Source organism: Photobacterium sp. GSS17 (assembly GCF_028621875.1).
In the GTDB taxonomy this organism is placed as follows: domain Bacteria; phylum Pseudomonadota; class Gammaproteobacteria; order Enterobacterales; family Vibrionaceae; genus Photobacterium; species Photobacterium ganghwense.
In genome coordinates this window covers 2,939,387-2,956,553 of sequence record NZ_CP117517.1, presented here as the reverse complement: position 1 = coordinate 2,956,553, position 17,167 = coordinate 2,939,387, and the positions used below count along the sequence as shown (strand labels likewise).

The window sequence follows — 17,167 nt, the reverse complement described above, 5'->3', positions numbered from 1 at the left end:
GGTCCGGCGGCGCTGGACAATTCCAGAAAGAGTGCGTATAAATCGCACTCTTTCTGTATGAACGATTGAACAGAGCGCGAGCAGGCCATGCGAGAACTAGATACCCCAGCATCAGACAGTTATAACCAGCGGTTCGGCGGAACACGCCGTCTCTACGGTAACAGCGAAGTGGAAATTTTGCGGGCGGCGCACGTCTGCGTGATCGGTATCGGTGGCGTGGGTTCCTGGGCGGCAGAAGCGCTGGCGCGTTCTGGGGTCGGTGAACTGACCCTGATTGATATGGACGACGTGTGTGTGACCAATATTAACCGTCAAATCCACGCGATGACAGGCACTGTCGGCCAGAGCAAGATTGAAGTCATGGCAGATCGCATCAAGCTGATCAACCCGGAGTGTCAGGTGAACCTGATTGATGATTTCATTACCCCGGAAAATATTCCGGAGTACATCGACAGCCGTTTTGACTATGTACTGGATGCGATTGACAGCGTGAAGCCGAAGGCGGCGCTACTGGCTTACTGTAAGCGAAACAAGATCAAGGTCATCACGACAGGTGGTGCCGGTGGCCAGGTTGATCCGACCCAGATTCAGGTGGCTGACTTGTCTCGTACCATTCAGGATCCGCTGGCGGCAAAAATCCGTAACATGCTGCGCCGCTTTTATAACTTCAGCAAAAATACCGATCGCAAGTTCGGGATTGAGTGCGTGTTCTCGACGGAGCAGCTGAAATACCCGCAGGCGGACGGCACGGTTTGCAATGCCAAAGCCTCAGCGGAAGGGCCTAAGCGCATGGATTGTGCCAGCGGCTTCGGCGCAGCCACCATGGTAACGGCTACATTTGGTTTTGTGGCGGTATCCCGAATTCTGCAAAAGCTGATTGAAAAGCACCGCTAATCAGTGGCTGCGGTAAAGTCAGGTGGCCAAGGATGAAGCCGCAGGAATGAAGCGGCAGAAATGAAGCTATAGAAATAAAAAAAGCGAGCGCCCGAGGTGCTCGCTTTTTTGTATCCAGAGATCAGTACCGGCGGTCAAGGGCCAGGTGCCAGGGAGTCCCTGTGAGCGATAGCCCTTATGAGTGAGAGTCCCCGATTGTGTTAATTACGCTGCGGCCAGCGCTTTGATCTGCTCAACGATGGCTTTCAGGCCGTTGCCGCGTGACGGGCTCAGGTGCGCCATTAACCCAAGGCTGTCAAAATAGCTGTCGATGTCGAATGCCTGGATCTGCGCGGCTGTTTTTCCGTCATAGGCGGCGAGTACTACGGCAATCAGACCCCGCACGATACGTGCGTCGGAATCAGCAGCAAAGTGAAAAACGCCGGCTTCCTGCTGGTGGGCCAACCAAACCTGGCTTTCACAGCCACTGACTTTCAGCTGATCCTGCTTGAGCGCTTCCGGCAGCGCCGGCAGTTGTTTACCCAACTGAATCACGGTCCGGTAGCGATCTTCCCAGCCACTGGCTGCCGCCATCTGGGCGCTGATGCTATCCGCAGTGATTTCGCGGCCAAAAGGGTGAGTCGGCAAAGTCATGGCATTCTCCTACAGCAGGCTGCACGCTTTGTGCAGCGCAGCAATAAAACGTTCTACATCTTCTTCAGTATTATACAGCGCCAGTGACACTCGCAGTGTTCCGGACAGTCCGAGTGCATCCATCATCGGGTGGGCGCAGTGATGACCAGCACGCAGCGCGATGCCCTGCTGATCAAGGAGGGTGGCGATATCCTGATGGTGGACGCCGTCGACCACAAACGAAAACAGGCTGGCATGTGGTTGCAGGCCGATAATTCGCAGGTCTTCTATATCCTTGATGCCATCGAGTGCTTTCTGGCGTAAAGCCTGAATATGCTGCTCGGCGGCGTCGCGATCCAGGTTATTCAGCCACTTGATCGCTGCGGCCAGCGCCAGGCTGCCTGCTACGTTAGGGGTACCGGCTTCAAATTTGCCCGGCAACGCGGAGAAGGTCGTACCCTCAAACGTGACTTTTTCGACCATCTTGCCGCCGCCATGCCAGGGGGGCATGGCTTCCAGCAGGGCCTGCTTGCCGTACAGCACGCCGATACCGGCCGGAGCAAACATTTTATGGCCGGAGAAGACGTAAAAGTCAGCATTGAGTGCCTGCACATCAATGGTTTCGTGAACCACGGCCTGCGCGCCATCGACCACGACCACAGCCCCGACCGCATGAGCCGCAGTAATCATCGCCTCGATTGGATTTCGGGTGCCGGTCACATTGGTGACATGGGCAACCGCAACTATTTTTGTTCGCGGGGTCAGCAGCGTGTGGTAGGCCTCAAGATCCAGGGTACAGTCCGGGCGCATCGGAATTTTGACCACCCGGGCACCGGTTTGCTCGGCCACAATCTGCCACGGCACGATATTGGCGTGGTGCTCCAGCTCGCTGACCAGAATGTCATCGCCCGGCTGCAGGGTATTGCGGGCATAAGTCTGCGCGATCAGGTTCAGCGCCTCGGTTGCGCCGCGGGTCCAGATGATCTCTTTGCTGCTGGCGGCATGCAGAAACTGCTGAACCGTTTCGCGGGCCTGTTCAAACTGGGCGGTCGCAGCCGCGGTCAGGGAATGACTGCCGCGATGAACATTGGCATTGTGGCCACTGTAGTACTGCCGGATGGTTTCGATAACAAGGTGGGGTTTCTGGGCCGTCGCCGCGCTGTCGAGGTAAACCAGCGGCTGACCGTTACACTCCTGGGCAAGCGCCGGGAACTGCTGACGGATGTCATTGATATCAAATTGGGCAGTCATGGTGTGTCACATTGCAATTAGACAAGGGGGGAGATCATGCGGTTAAATCACAGTAAGAGCAAGTGTTTCTCCCGTTGCTTACAGTATAACGGGTCGTGATTCGGATCTGAGGATCAAAAAAAAGCACTGCGTTGGGGCGCAGTGCCAAGAATGAATTTTGACAGACAGGTCAAAAATACAGGAAGTAAAATCGGTAGATTGACTACCCATCCGGAACAACCCGGATAATATGCAAACACAACATCGCAACTATGCTGAGGCCAAAGTGCCTGAGGGCGAAAAACTTGGCCTCCCTCACCGTTGCGGGGTGAATCATATGGTTTATGTAGCACTTGAACAATGGACAATTTATAATGTTTCTCATAAAAAAAACTAATGCAGGAAAAGTATGTCTAGACGTCTGCCACCGCTCAACTCCTTAAAAGTCTTTGAAGCGGCTGCCCGCCATCTCAGTTTTACCCGCGCCGCGGAAGAGTTATTTGTCACACAAGCGGCGGTAAGCCACCAAATTAAAGCCCTCGAGGAGTTTTTGGGGCTCAAATTATTCCGTCGTCGCAACCGCTCACTCCTACTGACCGAGGAAGGCCAGAGTTATTTCCTCGACATCAAAGATATCTTTTCAGCCATTTCAGATGCGACCGACAAGGTTTTGGAACGTGGTGCAAAAGGCGCATTAACCATTAGTTTACCTCCTAGTTTTGCGATTCAGTGGCTGGTACCTCGACTGGCCGATTTCAATGAGCAACATCCTGATATTGATGTCAGGATTAAAGCGGTGGATCTGGATGAAGGTTCGCTGACTGAAGATGTGGATGTGGCAATCTATTACGGGCGTGGCAACTGGCCGGGTTTGCGTGCTGATAAGCTGTATCAGGAGTTTCTGCTGCCGGTGTGTTCGCCGATGCTGCTCAACGGAACCAAGCCGCTGCGTTCACTTGACGATCTGAAATACCATACCCTGCTGCACGATACGTCCCGCAAAGAGTGGAAAAATTTTGTTCGTCACCACGGCATCCACGGCACCAATGTGAATCAGGGGCCGATTTTCAGCCACTCTACGATGGTGTTACAGGCGGCGGCCCATGGTCAGGGGATTGCGCTGGGGAACAATGTGCTGGCGCAGCCGGAGCTGGAAGCCGGGCGTCTGGTTTGCCCGTTTGATGAAGTGCTGATGAGTAAGAATGCGTTCTACTTGGTGTGTCAGGAGCGTCAGGCGGAAACCGGCCGGATCCAAATTTTCCGTGACTGGGTACTGGCGAAAGCGGCCCGCGAGCAGGAAGACCTGCCGGACGTCGCGGAAGCTGAATAATCAAAAAACCAAGTACAAAGACACAAGTACAAAGACACAAAAACCAAAAATAAAGCTCAACGCAATTAACTGAAAGTATTATGTCAGAGTATTTAATCGATTTGCCCGCCGACGGGCAGTATGAAGCGACGTTTCTGTTTGCCCATGGCGCGGGAGCTGGGATGGATCATGCGTTCATGACGACTATTGCCAAGGGCCTGACTCTGCACGGGATTCGGGTCGTCCGGTTTGATTTTCCTTACATGGTGAAACGGCGTGACGACGGCAAGAAGCGGCCACCGGATCGCCAGCCTAAGCTGTTGCTGGATTTTCAGCGCCATATCCAGGCTTTCGCTACGGATGGTCCGCTGGTGATTGGTGGAAAGTCGATGGGCGGGCGTATGGCCAGCCTGATGGTGACTGAGATTGCCGCCGAGACTCCGGATGTGAGTGACTGCCGGGCGCTGGTCAGCGGCGTGGCGTGTCTGGGCTTTCCGTTTCATCCGCCGGGGAAACCGGAAAACTTCAGGGGGGATCACTTGCAGACTATCGCGATCCCGACTCTGATTTTGCAGGGAGAACGCGATACCTTTGGTACCCGCGAAGAAGTGGAAGGCTGGCAGTATGCCGAATGTGTCCAAACCGCTTTTCTGCCGGACGGCGACCACAGCTATAAACCGCGCAAGGTATCGGGTCACACTGAAGCCGGTAATCTGGCGCAGGCGGTGGGTGTGCTGGCAAAATTTATTAAGGAATGTGTTGCAGGGAGAGGATAAATGAACAATCAATTCAGTCGCTGGATCTTGGTGCTGGCGGCGCTGAGCGGTGCTGTCGCTGTGGCATTGGGGGCATTTGCGGCCCACGGGTTAAAAGCGCGTCTGGACCCGTATCTGCTCGATATTTTTAAGACAGGCGTACAGTATCAGGCCTGGCACAGCCTGGCTGTCATCGGGTGTGTAATATTGGCACGCATTCTTCCTTCAAAAGCGGTATTATACGCGGCCCTGTTTTTTATCGCGGGTATTCTGATGTTCAGTGGCAGCCTGTATGGCCTGGCGCTGACCGGAATGAAGTGGTTGGGGCCCATCACGCCGATGGGAGGAGTCTGTTTTATAATTGGCTGGGTGGTGCTTGCTGTGGCAGCCTGGCGATCAGCGTAAGGGGTGAATGTGAATCACGTTCTGTTGTACTGCCGTCCCGGTTTCGAGAAGGAATGTGCCGGTGAAGTTCAGGATAAAGCCAATGCATTGGAGCTGTTTGGCTTTCCGCGGGTAAAGAATAACTCCGGTTTTGTTCTGTTCGAGTTTTATCAGCCGGGCGATGCGGATGCGTTCATTCAGCGCCAGCCTTTTTCTGAGCTGATTTTTGCCCGTCAGATGGTAGCCGTCATGCCTCTGCTTGAAGCTTTGCCATCGGATGATCGTATTTCGCCGATCCTTGAGCAGGTCGAAGCGTTCCCGCGTTGTGGCGATCTGCGGGTGGAAACACCGGATACCAATGAAGCGAAAGAGCTGCTTAAGTTCTGCCGTAAGTTTACCGTGCCGCTGCGTCAGGCACTGCGTAAGCAGGGCGTGCTGTATACCAAGGACAATCCCAAGAAACCGGTTCTGCACTTGTGCTTTATCGCTCCGGGCTGCTGTTATGTCGGGTATTCCTACTCGCACAATAACTCTCAGTTCTTCATGGGCATCCCACGCCTGAAGTTCCCGTCAGATGCGCCAAGCCGTTCGACGCTGAAGCTGGAAGAAGCCTTCCATGTGTTTATTCCGCGTGAAGAGTGGGATGAGCGTCTGGCATCCGGCATGTGGGGGGTGGACTTGGGCGCTTGTCCGGGCGGTTGGACTTACCAGCTGGTGAAACGCTCAATGTTTGTCCATGCGGTGGATAACGGTCAGATGGCACAGAGCCTGATGGATACCGGACAGGTCAAACACCACGAAGCTGACGGGTTCAAGTTTGAGCCACCGCGTAAGAACGTGACTTGGCTGGTGTGTGATATGGTGGAAAAACCGGCTCGCGTGGCGCACCTGATGGGTGACTGGCTGATTAAAGCCTGGGCCAAAGAGACGATTTTCAACCTGAAGCTGCCAATGAAAGGTCGCTACGATGAGGTACTGCAGGACATCGAAAACCTGAAACTGTACCTGATCCAAAACGGGGTGAAATTCAAGCTGCAAGCCAAGCACCTGTATCATGACCGTGAAGAAATCACGGTGCACATCCAGCGCCTTGATAACCGCGCGCCGTATTAACGGCCCGGTTGGTCACGGCAGCATTGTGTCTCGTGGCCAATCGCTTGCAAACAGGCGGTTGGGTCGGACACATGATGTTATGAGCTGAGTCTGAACCTGAAAAAAACGCCATCATTGTGATGGCGTTTTTTTGTGCGAGGGAAAAGCCAGGCAGAGGTGGATTTCAGCGTCAGCCTGTTAAGCGTCTTTTTTACGTTTCCGCATCTGCCGTGGTAGCAGGCTGAAAGCGAATGTCTTGCAGGTTAAAACCCAGCTGCAGGTCTGTTTTCAGACTTGCCACCTGTTTACAGGCCAGAGCTTGCTCACCGTGGGCCGCTATTTTTTTTTGCCATTTCGTCGGCAGGTCATTGGCAGCCAGAATGGCTTCTAGATTCGGATACTGGGTAAGCAGTTCCACCGCAGCTTTTGGCCCGATACCCGGCACGCCGGGAATTTTGCTGGAGCTGATCCCGGCCAGTCCCCAGTAATCGGTTAATTGCTCCGGCTTTACGCCGAACTCTTTTTCAATAAACGGGCTGTCGAGCCAGCGCTGTTGAAAGTAATCCCGAATGCGCAGGGTAGGCTGCAGTAGCTGGCAATAGCCTTTATCGGTCGAGACAATGGTTACCTGATGGCCGCCAGACGCCACTTTCAGCGCCAGAGTGGCGACCAGATCGTCCGCTTCGTCCCCGTCTGACAGTAGGGAATCAATGCCCATCGCCATGAAGGCATCCTGAATCAGCTCCATGCCGTGCATCAGCTCTTCCGGCATGGGCTTGCGGCCTTCTTTGTAGTTCGGCAGCAACTGTGCCCGCCATCCCCGATCGTCACCGTGGTGATCAAACACGGCAACAATGTGAGTCGGCTGGCTCATCTGGATGATTTTTCCCAGTGCCTGACAACAGACATTGGCAGTATTCCGGACATCCGGCTCGCCCGGTTGGGCGGCGTGAACCCGACGGATCAGGTTGAGGGCATCAATAACGACAAGGTGGATCGACGACATGCGTTAACCATTTGAATAGAAAAAAGGGCCTTCAGGCCCTTTATTGTACGCATGGATGGCGGGTGGTCTCAACCGCAATGCCGCCCGAGCGGTTAAACGGACGGGGGATGCGGGTGATGACACCGGCTTACCGACGATCATTTGGCAATCGGCGGGGCGGCGGTGATGATGTCATAGCAGGGTTCATAACGGCTGCCCGGCAGCTTCATCCGTTGCTGCTCCACAAATTGTTTCAGCAATTTGTCCATGCGTTTCATCAGTGACAGGTCACCGTTAATCTGGAACCGGCCTTTGCGCTCAATTTCCCGGATCCCTTCTTCCTTGACGTTACCGGCAACGATACCGGAGAACGCCCGACGCAGGTTCGCGGCCAGATGCTCCGGACGTTGGTTCATGTGCAGATCCAGGCTGGCCATGGATTCATGGGTCGGCTCAAACGGCAGCTGGAATTCCGGCGGAATGGCCAGTGACCAGTTGTAACCGTAGGCATCGCCGGTGGCCAGACGGTGCTCTTTGATGATCGGCATAGCCGATTTCATTACTCGGGCAACCCTGGCCGGATCATCAATAATGATCTGGTAGTGCTTGGTTGCGGCTTCGCCCAGCGTGTCACGGACGAAACTGTCCAGGGTGCGGAAGTAGGCCTCACTTTCCTTCGGCCCGGTCAGCACAACCGGGAAAGGCTGATCCGCATTGGCCGGTTCCATCAGGATCCCCAGGATGTAGAGCAGCTCTTCCGCCGTACCCGCCCCGCCGGGGAAGATCACGATCCCGTGGCCGAGCCGGACAAAGGCCTCCAGACGTTTCTCGATATCTGGCATGATCACCAGTTCGTTCACAATCGGGTTTGGCGGCTCGGCGGCGATGATCGACGGCTCGGTCAGACCGATAAAGCGGCTGTTTCGGTAGCGCTGTTTGGCGTGGCCGATGGCAGCGCCTTTCATCGGGCCTTCCATTGCACCCGGGCCGCAGCCGGTACAGATATTCAGTTCGCGCAGCCCCAGTTCACTGCCGACTTCCCGGGTGTACTGATATTCCACTGGGTTGATGGAGTGCCCGCCCCAGCATACGACGATGTTCGGGTCTTCACCTGAGCGGATGGTTTTGGCGTTCCGCAGTACGCTGAACACAAAGTTCGTAATGTGCGGCGAGCTGGTCAGGTTCAGATCGCGTCGTTGCTGGATGTGTACGTTCACATACACGATGTCACGCAGTACCGAAAACATATGTTCCTGGATACCGCGAATAATTTTCCCGTCGACAAATGCATGTTCCGGCGGGTTGGTCAGTTCGAGCTTGATGCCGCGCTCACGTCGCATGACGTTCACATCAAACGATTTATGTTTTTCCAGCAGCTCTTTCGAGTTATCGGTATGGCTGCCGGAGTTTAGTACGGCCAGCGAGCAGTTACGGTACAGGCGATAGATATCGCTGGAGGCGGTCGCTTTCAGCAGGTCGACTTCGTGTTGTGACAGCAGGTCCATGGTACCTACTGGGTTGATATGTGTGATCATGGTTACCTCCCTGGTCATGATGAGGCGGCGGTCATCACAATTAATTCATTGTAGGAAGAAAGGGTGAAGACTGCCGGAAGAAAGCAGATGGCTTACCGGAGGGTACGGACATTCTGTTTCCAAGGGATCAGTCGTGTTGTGTGCCTGACGTGCAGGGGTAATTAAGTGACTGATATATAAACAACCATACACAGTGTTGCCCGATTTTGCCAGAAATGACAAGCAGGATGCTGATTTAGCAGAAGAAAAATGTCAGGCAATCCACAAGATCCGGTTATTTCCGGCACTGCGGGCACTGATCAGGGCTTTTTCTGTCCGCTCGATAATATCCGGCGGCGTATCATTGGCCTCAAACAGCGTCGCGCCAATTGATACGCTGATGGTGACGTTTTTGTCCCGGAAGCGGAAGGGAAGCTTGACGATCGCTTCACGTATGCAACCCAACCGTTTATTACGGGTTTCTTCGTCGGTTTCCGGCAGGATAAGCATGAAAGCGTCATCGGAAAAACGGGCGATGAAATCCGTCGGCGACAGTTGCTGGCGGATGGCGCGGGCGATGATTTTCAGGATTTTGTCACCGGCAGCATGGCCGAAGGAGGTGTTGATCTTCTTGAATTCATCAATGTCGACCAGCGCAACGCACAGCGGGTGCTGATTGCGCAGCCAGCGCTGGTATTCGTGGTTCAGCCGGTCGTGGAAAGCTGCCCGGTTGTACACCCGGGTCAGGTTATCCAGAAACATGCGCTGTTCCTGATCCTGCAGGCGTTTCCGGTAATCCTGGGTTTGCTCGTACAGGCTGATGATCTTGGATTCGTTGTAGTGCAGTTGCTCCAGCAGCGCCTGCTCCCGTTTTTCCAGAGCCCGGTTACGTTCCGCCAGAATCAGCAGTTCCTTAGTCATAGCCGTCAGCTCCGGCCGCCAGCTGTCCAGACTCTGCCGTTCTTTCAGGCCGGTACGGATCTGTTGGGCGAGATCGGCCAGCTCCGTGGTCATGCCGCTGCGGTGCTCGTAAATGGTCTGGCTTTGCTCTGCGCTCTGCTGGGTGGTTTTTTGCAGGGTGGCCAGCTCGCCGTGAACATTGTCGAGGAACTGTTGCGACGCACGACGTTCCTGATGGGTGCCATCAAGCACTAGCCGTAGGATATCCAAGACAATTTCCAGCAGTGCAGATGGAGTCACGCCAGTCAGCAGACGATTGCGGATGGTTTGTAGCTTGTCACCGGCTTCACCGTCGAAGTCCAGTTCAGTGATCAGATGTTGAAGGTCATGCGTGAGTTTGAGCTGAACATCCAAATCCACCGCTGTCTGGCTGGCATCTGACTCCTGAGTCGACAGTAACTTAACGGCGCGTTCATAAAACGCCAGCAGGCGATAGACTTGCTGGTGGGTCTGGCTGAGGGATTCTCCCGGTTGCGACAGCGCCTGGGTCAGTTCCCGTTTGAACTGGGCCGGCAGGCTGTGCATCTGATGCAGAACTTCACTGCTGCGGCTGATATGGCGGCTGAGATCCTGGTTTTCGCGCTCGGCAAAATTGGCCAGGCGGGAAACCAGACGCTCGACCACGGCCAGGCGCGGTAAAATTTTGCTGATGTCCTGATTTTGCTCGAGTTCCTGACGCAGCGCGATGAGCTTCTGATCCAGCTCGTGATCCAGCCCGCGACAGGCGGCGGAGAGGCGGCTGATCAAACGTTTTAATATGACAATTTCCCGGCGTGATTTTAAAGCAGCATCCCGGTAGGAGAGTTGAGCTTGGTCTAAACGTAGCTTTAATTTACTCACTTCAGAAGCTACGGCATTCAAATCAGTCACGGTGGTCGTCACATTGTACTCAATGTCAAACTCATTGCTTATCATGGGGTTAATTGTGGTCAAGCAAGTATCATGCTAGCAAATCCACTTTTCACTGCCATGATTTATCGGCCATTGCGCTGGAAAATTCACACCCTTAACTGACATTTTTGTCAGAAACGTGATCATCATTCCAGCATATTTCGTGCCGGGATGAAGATTGCACTTTTACCAGCCCATTATCAATACCTTGGATGCACGCCCGGCGAATATTATCGCTGGCAAAACTGGCGGCCGGTGCGGCGTTGATGGCACTGAGGTGAACCCACTGGCTGCCGGACTCCAGTTTACTCAGTTCGCGCGCGGCATTCGTGGCCATCAGCAGGATATCTAGCAGCTCATGATCGTTGATTGCGGTGTAGGCGCGGGGCAGGAACGGGTACTCCGCCATACCGATGCGTACCCGGTTATCAATGTGTCGTTGCTCGACAAACCGGTCAACCAGTTCTTGCAGGGAATTGGCCAGTTGCTCCGGTGCTGAGTCCAGGCGTGAATTGGGCTCGATGTAGAGGAACATGGCATCGGAGAAGTGGTACAGCCTGGCAGGTTCACACACCTGTTTTTTAAGGTATTCGCCGAACTGACGTTCCAGCTCCAGTCCCTGTTGGTAGCCGTGCTTGAGGTAGATATGCTTGAGGAAAGGCACCTCAAACAGGGCAAAGCGCAGGCGGTCACTCAGCGGTTCGCTGATGATTTCCCCCAAGTGCCACTGTTCGAAGTTGGCACTGCTTTGCTGCAGCGAATTCGGCAGCTTAACGGTTAACATCCGCAGATTCCGCAGCCCGCTGCGGGGATGGGTGTAAAACTCGGTACGCAGCCGCATCAGCCGTGAGGTCAGCAGTTTCGCCGTGCGGTGACGGCGCAGCAGGATAATGATGGTAATGGCCAGCACCGACAGCAGAAACACGGTCACTTTCTGTTGTTTGTAAAGGGCTTTCTCACTATCAAACTTCTGGCGTTCCAGCTCTTCGAGGTGCAGCGCCCGCTCAAGCATGCGTTGCTGCTGCTTGAAGACTTCCACGTTGCTTTCAACCTGAGCCAACTGCTTGGTGCTGAACAGCTGTTCGTAGCGGCGCTGGCTGAGCAGGGCATTGTAGTAGTCTTTTTTCTGTTCAAAGGCCTGTGACAACAGCTGTTCGCCTTCCATTTGCAGCTCACGGTTGCCCAGACGGCTGGCGGCGATCAGGCCGTTTTGCAGGGTGGAAATGGCATTGTCTGTTTTGCCTTCGGCCAGCTCCAGCCGCCCCTGCAGCAGCTGGGCATCCGTCAGGATGCTGTCGTTGCCGCTTTGGGTCGCCATCAGACGGGCATGGTGCAGGTATTGCTCTGCCTTCGGGTAGTTGTACAACTGCAGGTAAACCCGAGCGATACTCAGGCGCAACTGCGCCGAGCGCACTTCATGCTTGAGCTGGTTTTCCTGATCCAGTGCGTTGAAATAGTGCACCAGTGCCAGATTGTAGCGCCCTTGCTGCTCGTAGATGTCGGCAATCAGCCCCAGGGTTTGTGCTAACGGCAGGGTACGCTGGTAGTGCTCAAAGAAGTCTCCGGCCTGAGTTGCGTGTTCGAGCGCTTTGTCGAACACCTTGCGTTGTTCAAACAGGGTGGCCAGCTCGTAGTTCGCCATCGCGATCTGCGGTTTGTCGTCGAGCTCCACAGCCAGCCAGTAACCGCTCAGCAGGCGATCCAGCGCCAGCTCGTAATGGTCGTGCTCAAGGTAGTGTCTGCCGACGACCAGCTGGTAGTGGATCTGCTCGGGTTTATCATCCAGCTCGGTCAGAAAGCGTTTGGCTTTCAAAAAGCGCTTTTCGGCTTCGGTTTCCAGTCCGGTGTGAGATTCGATCACCGCGCGCTGCATCAGCGAGTCGTATTGCAGCCGTTTGATCTGGCTGTCCATCATCAGGTGGCGGCTATCTGTCAGCTGTTGATCAATGGCGTCGAGTGTCTTGAGCGCCAGAGTACTGTTTTTCAGGTTTTCCCAGAAAATTCGGGCGTGGATCAGCTGGCTTTCCAGGCTGCTGAACGTCAGGGCGTGCTCGTTGGCCAGCGCTTCCGCGGCTTTGATGGTTTGCATCGCCGCATCGATCTGGTTGAGCAGGGAGTAGGCCTGCGCTTTGATTTGCAGGGCATTGACGGTGCTCAGTGGGGTGCGAATCGTGTGATCGGTTTCATCATTGATGTGTACGCGCGAGGTTTCTTTGGGCGTACTGAGACGGCGCTGGGCAAGATAGCGGTCGGTGATCTCAAGGGATTGCTCCGGGCTCAGCGGCAGCAAATCGTTGGCCTCCGCCAGTAATGGCGTAGTGAAGATTTTGGCCTGTGCACCCAGAGATGTGACGCAGAGAAACAGGTAAGGAATCAGCCAACGGCGAGGAAACATACTTTCAGAAACCCAGTGAAACAGTTCACTCCATATTAATGGCTTAGCATAGCAAGTCCAGCAAACTCTTCGAGTTTGCCGGACTTATCGCCGATCTCACCGCTTATTGGCGAGCCATGCGGAAGTTGTCGCTTGGGGTTTTGCCCATGTTGGTGCGATATGGGTTGATATCCAGCCCACCACGGCGGGTGTAGCGAGCATAAACCGTCAGCAGCTCTGGCTGGCAGTATTTCATGATGTCAGTGAAGATGCGCTCAACACACTGCTCGTGGAACTCATTGTGGTTACGGAAGGACACAATGTAGCGCAGCAGCTTTTCACGGTTGATTTGCTTACCTTTGTAAGAAATACGCACGCTGCCCCAGTCCGGCTGGCTGGTGATCAGGCAGTTGGACTTCAGCAGGTGGCTGTGCAGCTCTTCTGTCACGATTTCGCCCTCGGCTGCTCCTTCCAGATACGCCGGGTTAAAATCGAAGCTGTCGATTTCGATATCCTGCTCATCGATGCACTGGCCGCTGAAGTTGACGATTTGCTGATCATCAAAATCAGTCAGTGGCTGGATGGTGACATCAACATCAGCCCCGGCACAGTTGCTCAGGTCTTGCTGAAGCTGATCTGCCACTCGCTGCCAGCTCTCGAAGCGCGTCTGGTTAAAACTGTTCAGATACAGCTTGAAAGATTTGGATTCAATCAGATTCGGGCTGGAGGCAGGCAGGCGAACTTCACCGATAGCGACTTGTGGCAGACCTTTGCTGTTCAGCCAGGACAGCTCGTAAAGCGTCCAGATATCGTAGCCGGTAAACGGCAGGCTGTCGCCAAGGGCCAGGTCATCACGGTTCAGGCTACGCGGTACCGGTTGCAACAGGCTTGGGTCATACTGATCTTTATATTCCGTCGTTTTACCTAGGGTCAAACCGGCTAATTCTTTTGCGTCTTGATATTTGCTCATACTGTCCTGGACACACTTGGATTAGAATAGCCAAAGTTTACTGAATCTTTTGAGAGGTTGCGAATGAATCATCCGGTTGCGGAGGCGTTATCTGAGTTTTCTTCCCGGTTTTTACAAGCATGGTGTGACGCCGATCAAGGTTTTCCCCGGAGCGAGGATCTGGTCGGGCTCGCTTCACCGTGTACGCGGGCTGATGACGGCTATGAAGTATCCTGGCAACCGGTCGCGCGTCAGCCTGTAGGCGATTTGGCCGCGGTCGAAAAAGGTATCGAATTGCGCCTGCACGAAGACATTGTTGCATTTTACGGCGCGCAATTCAGCGGAGACATGGCTGCCCGTTTTTCGGCGGTCGGTGGTCCGGTCGAGTTTGATTTGCTGCAGGCCTTTAATGACGACGATGTACTGCGCCTGCAGGAAAACATTTTGGGGCATCTGGTGACACAGCGTCGCCTGAAATTGAAGCCGACGGTTTTTATTGGGGCGATGGAGGCCGAAAATCAGGTGATTTCGGTGTGTAACCTGACCGGGGAAGTGGTAGTCGAAACCCTGGGCAAAGATGAACGCGAAGTGCTGGCCTCTGACTTAACCAGTTTTTTGCGTGCACTTGAGCCGGTAGTAAAGGCAGGTTGATCGATGTACGTAGTAGAGCTGCAGTTTGAATGTTTCGATAACACGACCGTGTCTGCGGTCGATATGGCTATCAATGGCCTGATGGATGCCCTGCGCTACAATGGTCAGGTATTGGGGCGGGAGTTTCCGATTGTGATGGATGACGGCATTTTTAAAGTGCGCGCCGTGTGTCCGGAGCAGGACAGTATGCATTCGAATTTCCACAGTCCGCAGGTCAAAGCCAGCCTGAACCGCCTCAGTCAGGCCAGTTTGCTGGCCCCGAAAGTGAAATTGCTGGGGCGCGATCTCAATTCCGAAGCTGCTGCAGAGAATTTCACGCCGTCATGGCAGGTGATTTACACCACATATGTTCATACCTGTTCGCCACTGCGCTGTGGCGAGACACTGATGCCGATCCCGCTGTACCGGCTACCGGACGCCACGCTCAACGGTGACCATAAAGCCGTGGTGAAATGGCAGACCGAATGGCAGGCCTGTGATGAACTGCAAATGGCCGGCGGGTGTAAAGCGGAGCATGCGGCCTTGCATGAGATTCGTGATGCTGACAGCGATCTGTTCCGGCGCGGCTGGGATATTCGCGGGCGTATTGAATTCATGACAAAGATCCCGACCTATTACTATCAGTACCGGGTGGGAGGAGTCAGCCTCGAAAGCGAGCTGAGCCGCCGGTGTCCGAAATGCGATGGCGAATGGCGTCAGGCTGAGCCACTGCATGGTATCTTCCTGTTTAAATGTGATGACTGCCGGATTGTTTCAAATCTGTCGTGGGATTTTCAGTAGCGCCGTTCGGGCAAAAGAAGCCAAAAGAAAAGCGCGGTTAACCGCGCTTTTCCAGTTTTTCCAGTCGGGCTGTCAGTTCAGCCACTTGTTGTTCCAGTTGGCTGATGCGAGCATCAGCACTTTGCGGTGCCGCGAGCTTTTCAATTTTCGGCACCCGCGCGCTGGTTTTCCAGCTTTGCAGGGCCTTGATGATCAATGGCATGGGCAGTGGGTCTGCCAGCCGGGCTTTGATCAATGCGACCGAGGGCTCTTTCCCTTCCTGAATCAGGCTATCAATGACGTTTGTCAGCGTCTGCGTGATGTTCTCTGACATTGTGTATCCTTTCTGTGTAGCCTTAGCTCTGTAGTGTATTGTTCAGTACGGTGATGCTCTGTGCTGGCTTGGACCGTGTTAGCGGCTATTGTCGCTGATTTCGTGTCAGCTGCCCAGCTTCATTCCGGAAGGCGTTATCCAGAGAGAAGGTCTTTTTGATAAGGGGCTGTTCAGCGATTTCAGTTCTGAGTGAGGCAATTGGCGGTAAACACTCCACATAGGCGAAAGCCCCCGCCAATGCCTTTTAGTTCAGGGCTATTTGCGCAGCATGGCATCAAGCTGGTCGATGACTTCACACCAGTCGGCATCCTGTTCATAGGATTCGCGCAGGAATTTTTGTTGCGACGGCTCCCAGAACCGGGCCTCCGTTAATTGTTCATGCTGCTCCAGACAGTGCTCCTCGAGAAAGTTATCGATGTATTCTTTAGAATTATTCAGCCCTAACTGGCTGAAAAGCGAAGCGAGGTTATGTTCAAACGTTTCCATTGTGTACTCCATGGCAAAAATGCGACGGGCGCAAAGAATGGTTGAAAGGCGTCATCCACTAAGTATAGAGAAAATTGATCTTGGGTGAGGTCAGGAGACATCGATTTCCATTTTGTCGATTCACTTTGTAAGAGATCTCTCACAAGCGTGTGGGAAATATGGTTAAAATCGCGGGTAAACCTCCCTTTAAATGAAGATAAGTAACTGATTTTTATTGTTTTAACCTGTCTCATTCTGATGGTGCGATATATCGGTGTAAAAAAGTGAGTCATCGATCACTGGTTTTGGCCAGTGAAAAACGTAATCTTACTGGTGTCGGAAGGAACTGACGGAACGGAACAGGAACATAGCCAAGGATTTGGGTAGTCTCAGGATGAGGCCGGTGTGCCAGGAAGGTATATCGAACAGGGACTGTGAAGGGAATGCCGAGGAACGGCAAAACAGTAAACAGGATGTTTGCTGGTCAGGACGACGAAAAGGACCCCTTCAGGAAGAAGGTATGGACCCCTCCAGGATGGATGTTGAGAGTCAGGACAGGATGAACTGACGGGTCAGGAAGGCCACAGGACAACTTCAGGATGAAGTCACAAGGACAATGCTGACGGATACAGCAGTCAAAGGAATGATGCAGGGAGCACCTTAGTAGCGGGAATGCTGCAAGTAAGACCTAAGGGCGCAACGCAAGTTGCGCCCGTTCTTTTTTCTGGCCCCTGAACCTGTAGGCAAGGTTACTTCTTACTCGCCAAATCTGCCTTTCGGGTACAAATTGCGTGGCGTTTATACCTGACACGAGTCCCCCGTTTTCTTCTTCACTTTTTCTCTGTGTCAGTCTCTTCAATCCGTTTCCCAGAACGCGGCTCTTGCCATCGTTTTCGGAATATTCAGGTTTTCGGAATATTCAGGTTTTCGGAATATTCAGTTACATTCTCGCATTGATTAATCAGCAATATTTTAACTTTCTGTTTTGCCTTGTTTTTACGGGACTGAA

Annotated in this window: 16 protein-coding genes; 7 read left to right on the top strand and 9 right to left on the bottom strand. The window is 53.8% G+C overall.

Annotation, left to right across the window (positions count from 1 at the left end):
- Nucleotides 1-87: 87 nt before the first annotated feature.
- The gene (tcdA, locus tag PGW97_RS13320) at nucleotides 88-894 is read left to right on the top strand and encodes a tRNA cyclic N6-threonylcarbamoyladenosine(37) synthase TcdA (RefSeq protein WP_047883205.1); all 807 of its coding nucleotides are present in this window, start codon (nucleotides 88-90) and stop codon (nucleotides 892-894) included.
- Between the two features lie 204 nt (nucleotides 895-1,098).
- On the opposite strand, the gene csdE is transcribed toward tcdA, so the two are convergent.
- Together csdE and csdA are read right to left on the bottom strand one after the other, a co-directional pair.
- Entirely contained in the window at nucleotides 1,099-1,527 is a 429-nt protein-coding gene (gene csdE / locus PGW97_RS13315) for a cysteine desulfurase sulfur acceptor subunit CsdE (RefSeq protein ID WP_217393629.1), read from the bottom strand.
- A 9-nt stretch (nucleotides 1,528-1,536) separates the two neighbouring features.
- Nucleotides 1,537-2,757 (bottom strand): cysteine desulfurase CsdA, encoded by a 1,221-nt coding sequence (gene csdA, locus PGW97_RS13310; protein ID WP_273857485.1) that lies wholly within the window; start codon nucleotides 2,755-2,757, stop codon nucleotides 1,537-1,539.
- 388 nt (nucleotides 2,758-3,145) lie between these two features.
- On the opposite strand from csdA, the gene PGW97_RS13305 reads away from it, so the two are divergent.
- From PGW97_RS13305 to rlmM, 4 genes are all read left to right on the top strand, one after another.
- Nucleotides 3,146-4,066 carry a transcriptional regulator GcvA gene (locus PGW97_RS13305; protein WP_047883202.1) on the top strand — a complete coding sequence of 307 codons (921 nt, stop codon included), beginning with the start codon at nucleotides 3,146-3,148 and terminating at the stop codon, nucleotides 4,064-4,066.
- Between the two features lie 80 nt (nucleotides 4,067-4,146).
- Entirely contained in the window at nucleotides 4,147-4,821 is a 675-nt protein-coding gene (locus PGW97_RS13300; protein WP_273857484.1) for an alpha/beta fold hydrolase, read from the top strand.
- On the top strand, nucleotides 4,822-5,205 hold the full coding sequence (locus tag PGW97_RS13295) for a DUF423 domain-containing protein (protein ID WP_217393635.1): 384 nt from the start codon (nucleotides 4,822-4,824) through the stop codon (nucleotides 5,203-5,205).
- Nucleotides 5,206-5,214: 9 nt separating this feature from the next.
- Complete coding sequence (rlmM, locus tag PGW97_RS13290; protein ID WP_217393637.1) at nucleotides 5,215-6,297, top strand: 23S rRNA (cytidine(2498)-2'-O)-methyltransferase RlmM; 1,083 nt, start codon at nucleotides 5,215-5,217, stop codon at nucleotides 6,295-6,297.
- A 190-nt stretch (nucleotides 6,298-6,487) separates the two neighbouring features.
- Here the strand turns inward: rlmM and xni are convergent, their stop codons facing one another.
- The 5 genes from xni to queF all read right to left on the bottom strand — a co-directional run bounded on the left by xni (nucleotide 6,488) and on the right by queF (nucleotide 13,970).
- Nucleotides 6,488-7,282: a flap endonuclease Xni gene (gene xni, locus PGW97_RS13285; protein WP_273857483.1), complete on the bottom strand. Its 795-nt coding sequence runs from the start codon at nucleotides 7,280-7,282 to the stop codon at nucleotides 6,488-6,490.
- A gap of 137 nt (nucleotides 7,283-7,419) precedes the next feature.
- Entirely contained in the window at nucleotides 7,420-8,796 is a 1,377-nt protein-coding gene (gene ppnN / locus PGW97_RS13280) for a nucleotide 5'-monophosphate nucleosidase PpnN (protein ID WP_047883197.1), read from the bottom strand.
- A gap of 252 nt (nucleotides 8,797-9,048) precedes the next feature.
- Nucleotides 9,049-10,668, bottom strand: coding sequence for a sensor domain-containing diguanylate cyclase (locus PGW97_RS13275; RefSeq protein WP_254463264.1), 1,620 nt, complete (start codon nucleotides 10,666-10,668; stop codon nucleotides 9,049-9,051).
- A gap of 73 nt (nucleotides 10,669-10,741) precedes the next feature.
- A complete protein-coding gene (locus PGW97_RS13270) occupies nucleotides 10,742-13,021 on the bottom strand; it encodes a tetratricopeptide repeat-containing diguanylate cyclase (protein WP_047883196.1) in 2,280 nt (759 codons plus the stop codon).
- Between the two features lie 103 nt (nucleotides 13,022-13,124).
- On the bottom strand, nucleotides 13,125-13,970 hold the full coding sequence (gene queF, locus PGW97_RS13265; protein ID WP_047883195.1) for an NADPH-dependent 7-cyano-7-deazaguanine reductase QueF: 846 nt from the start codon (nucleotides 13,968-13,970) through the stop codon (nucleotides 13,125-13,127).
- 63 nt (nucleotides 13,971-14,033) lie between these two features.
- On the opposite strand from queF, the gene syd reads away from it, so the two are divergent.
- Entirely contained in the window at nucleotides 14,034-14,600 is a 567-nt protein-coding gene (gene syd / locus PGW97_RS13260; protein WP_047883194.1) for a SecY-interacting protein, read from the top strand.
- A gap of 3 nt (nucleotides 14,601-14,603) precedes the next feature.
- Nucleotides 14,604-15,380: a Zn-ribbon-containing protein gene (locus tag PGW97_RS13255; RefSeq protein WP_047883193.1), complete on the top strand. Its 777-nt coding sequence runs from the start codon at nucleotides 14,604-14,606 to the stop codon at nucleotides 15,378-15,380.
- Between the two features lie 37 nt (nucleotides 15,381-15,417).
- On the opposite strand, the gene PGW97_RS13250 is transcribed toward PGW97_RS13255, so the two are convergent.
- Nucleotides 15,418-15,693 (bottom strand): hypothetical protein, encoded by a 276-nt coding sequence (locus tag PGW97_RS13250; RefSeq protein WP_047883192.1) that lies wholly within the window; start codon nucleotides 15,691-15,693, stop codon nucleotides 15,418-15,420.
- A 255-nt stretch (nucleotides 15,694-15,948) separates the two neighbouring features.
- Nucleotides 15,949-16,179: a DUF2789 domain-containing protein gene (locus tag PGW97_RS13245; protein WP_047883191.1), complete on the bottom strand. Its 231-nt coding sequence runs from the start codon at nucleotides 16,177-16,179 to the stop codon at nucleotides 15,949-15,951.
- Between the last annotated feature and the right edge of the window lie 988 nt (nucleotides 16,180-17,167).

Bases quoted from the DNA above. Each gene is read 5' to 3' on its own strand.
- tcdA (WP_047883205.1), top strand. From the start codon at position 88: ATGCGAGAACTAGATACCCCAGCATCAGACAGTTATAACCAGCGGTTC.
- csdE (WP_217393629.1), bottom strand. From the start codon at position 1,527: ATGACTTTGCCGACTCACCCTTTTGGCCGCGAAATCACTGCGGATAGC.
- csdA (WP_273857485.1), bottom strand. From the start codon at position 2,757: ATGACTGCCCAATTTGATATCAATGACATCCGTCAGCAGTTCCCGGCG.
- PGW97_RS13305 (WP_047883202.1), top strand. From the start codon at position 3,146: ATGTCTAGACGTCTGCCACCGCTCAACTCCTTAAAAGTCTTTGAAGCG.
- PGW97_RS13300 (WP_273857484.1), top strand. From the start codon at position 4,147: ATGTCAGAGTATTTAATCGATTTGCCCGCCGACGGGCAGTATGAAGCG.
- PGW97_RS13295 (WP_217393635.1), top strand. From the start codon at position 4,822: ATGAACAATCAATTCAGTCGCTGGATCTTGGTGCTGGCGGCGCTGAGC.
- xni (WP_273857483.1), bottom strand. From the start codon at position 7,282: ATGTCGTCGATCCACCTTGTCGTTATTGATGCCCTCAACCTGATCCGT.
- ppnN (WP_047883197.1), bottom strand. From the start codon at position 8,796: ATGATCACACATATCAACCCAGTAGGTACCATGGACCTGCTGTCACAA.
- PGW97_RS13270 (WP_047883196.1), bottom strand. From the start codon at position 13,021: ATGTTTCCTCGCCGTTGGCTGATTCCTTACCTGTTTCTCTGCGTCACA.
- queF (WP_047883195.1), bottom strand. From the start codon at position 13,970: ATGAGCAAATATCAAGACGCAAAAGAATTAGCCGGTTTGACCCTAGGT.
- syd (WP_047883194.1), top strand. From the start codon at position 14,034: ATGAATCATCCGGTTGCGGAGGCGTTATCTGAGTTTTCTTCCCGGTTT.
- PGW97_RS13255 (WP_047883193.1), top strand. From the start codon at position 14,604: ATGTACGTAGTAGAGCTGCAGTTTGAATGTTTCGATAACACGACCGTG.
- PGW97_RS13250 (WP_047883192.1), bottom strand. From the start codon at position 15,693: ATGTCAGAGAACATCACGCAGACGCTGACAAACGTCATTGATAGCCTG.
- PGW97_RS13245 (WP_047883191.1), bottom strand. From the start codon at position 16,179: ATGGAAACGTTTGAACATAACCTCGCTTCGCTTTTCAGCCAGTTAGGG.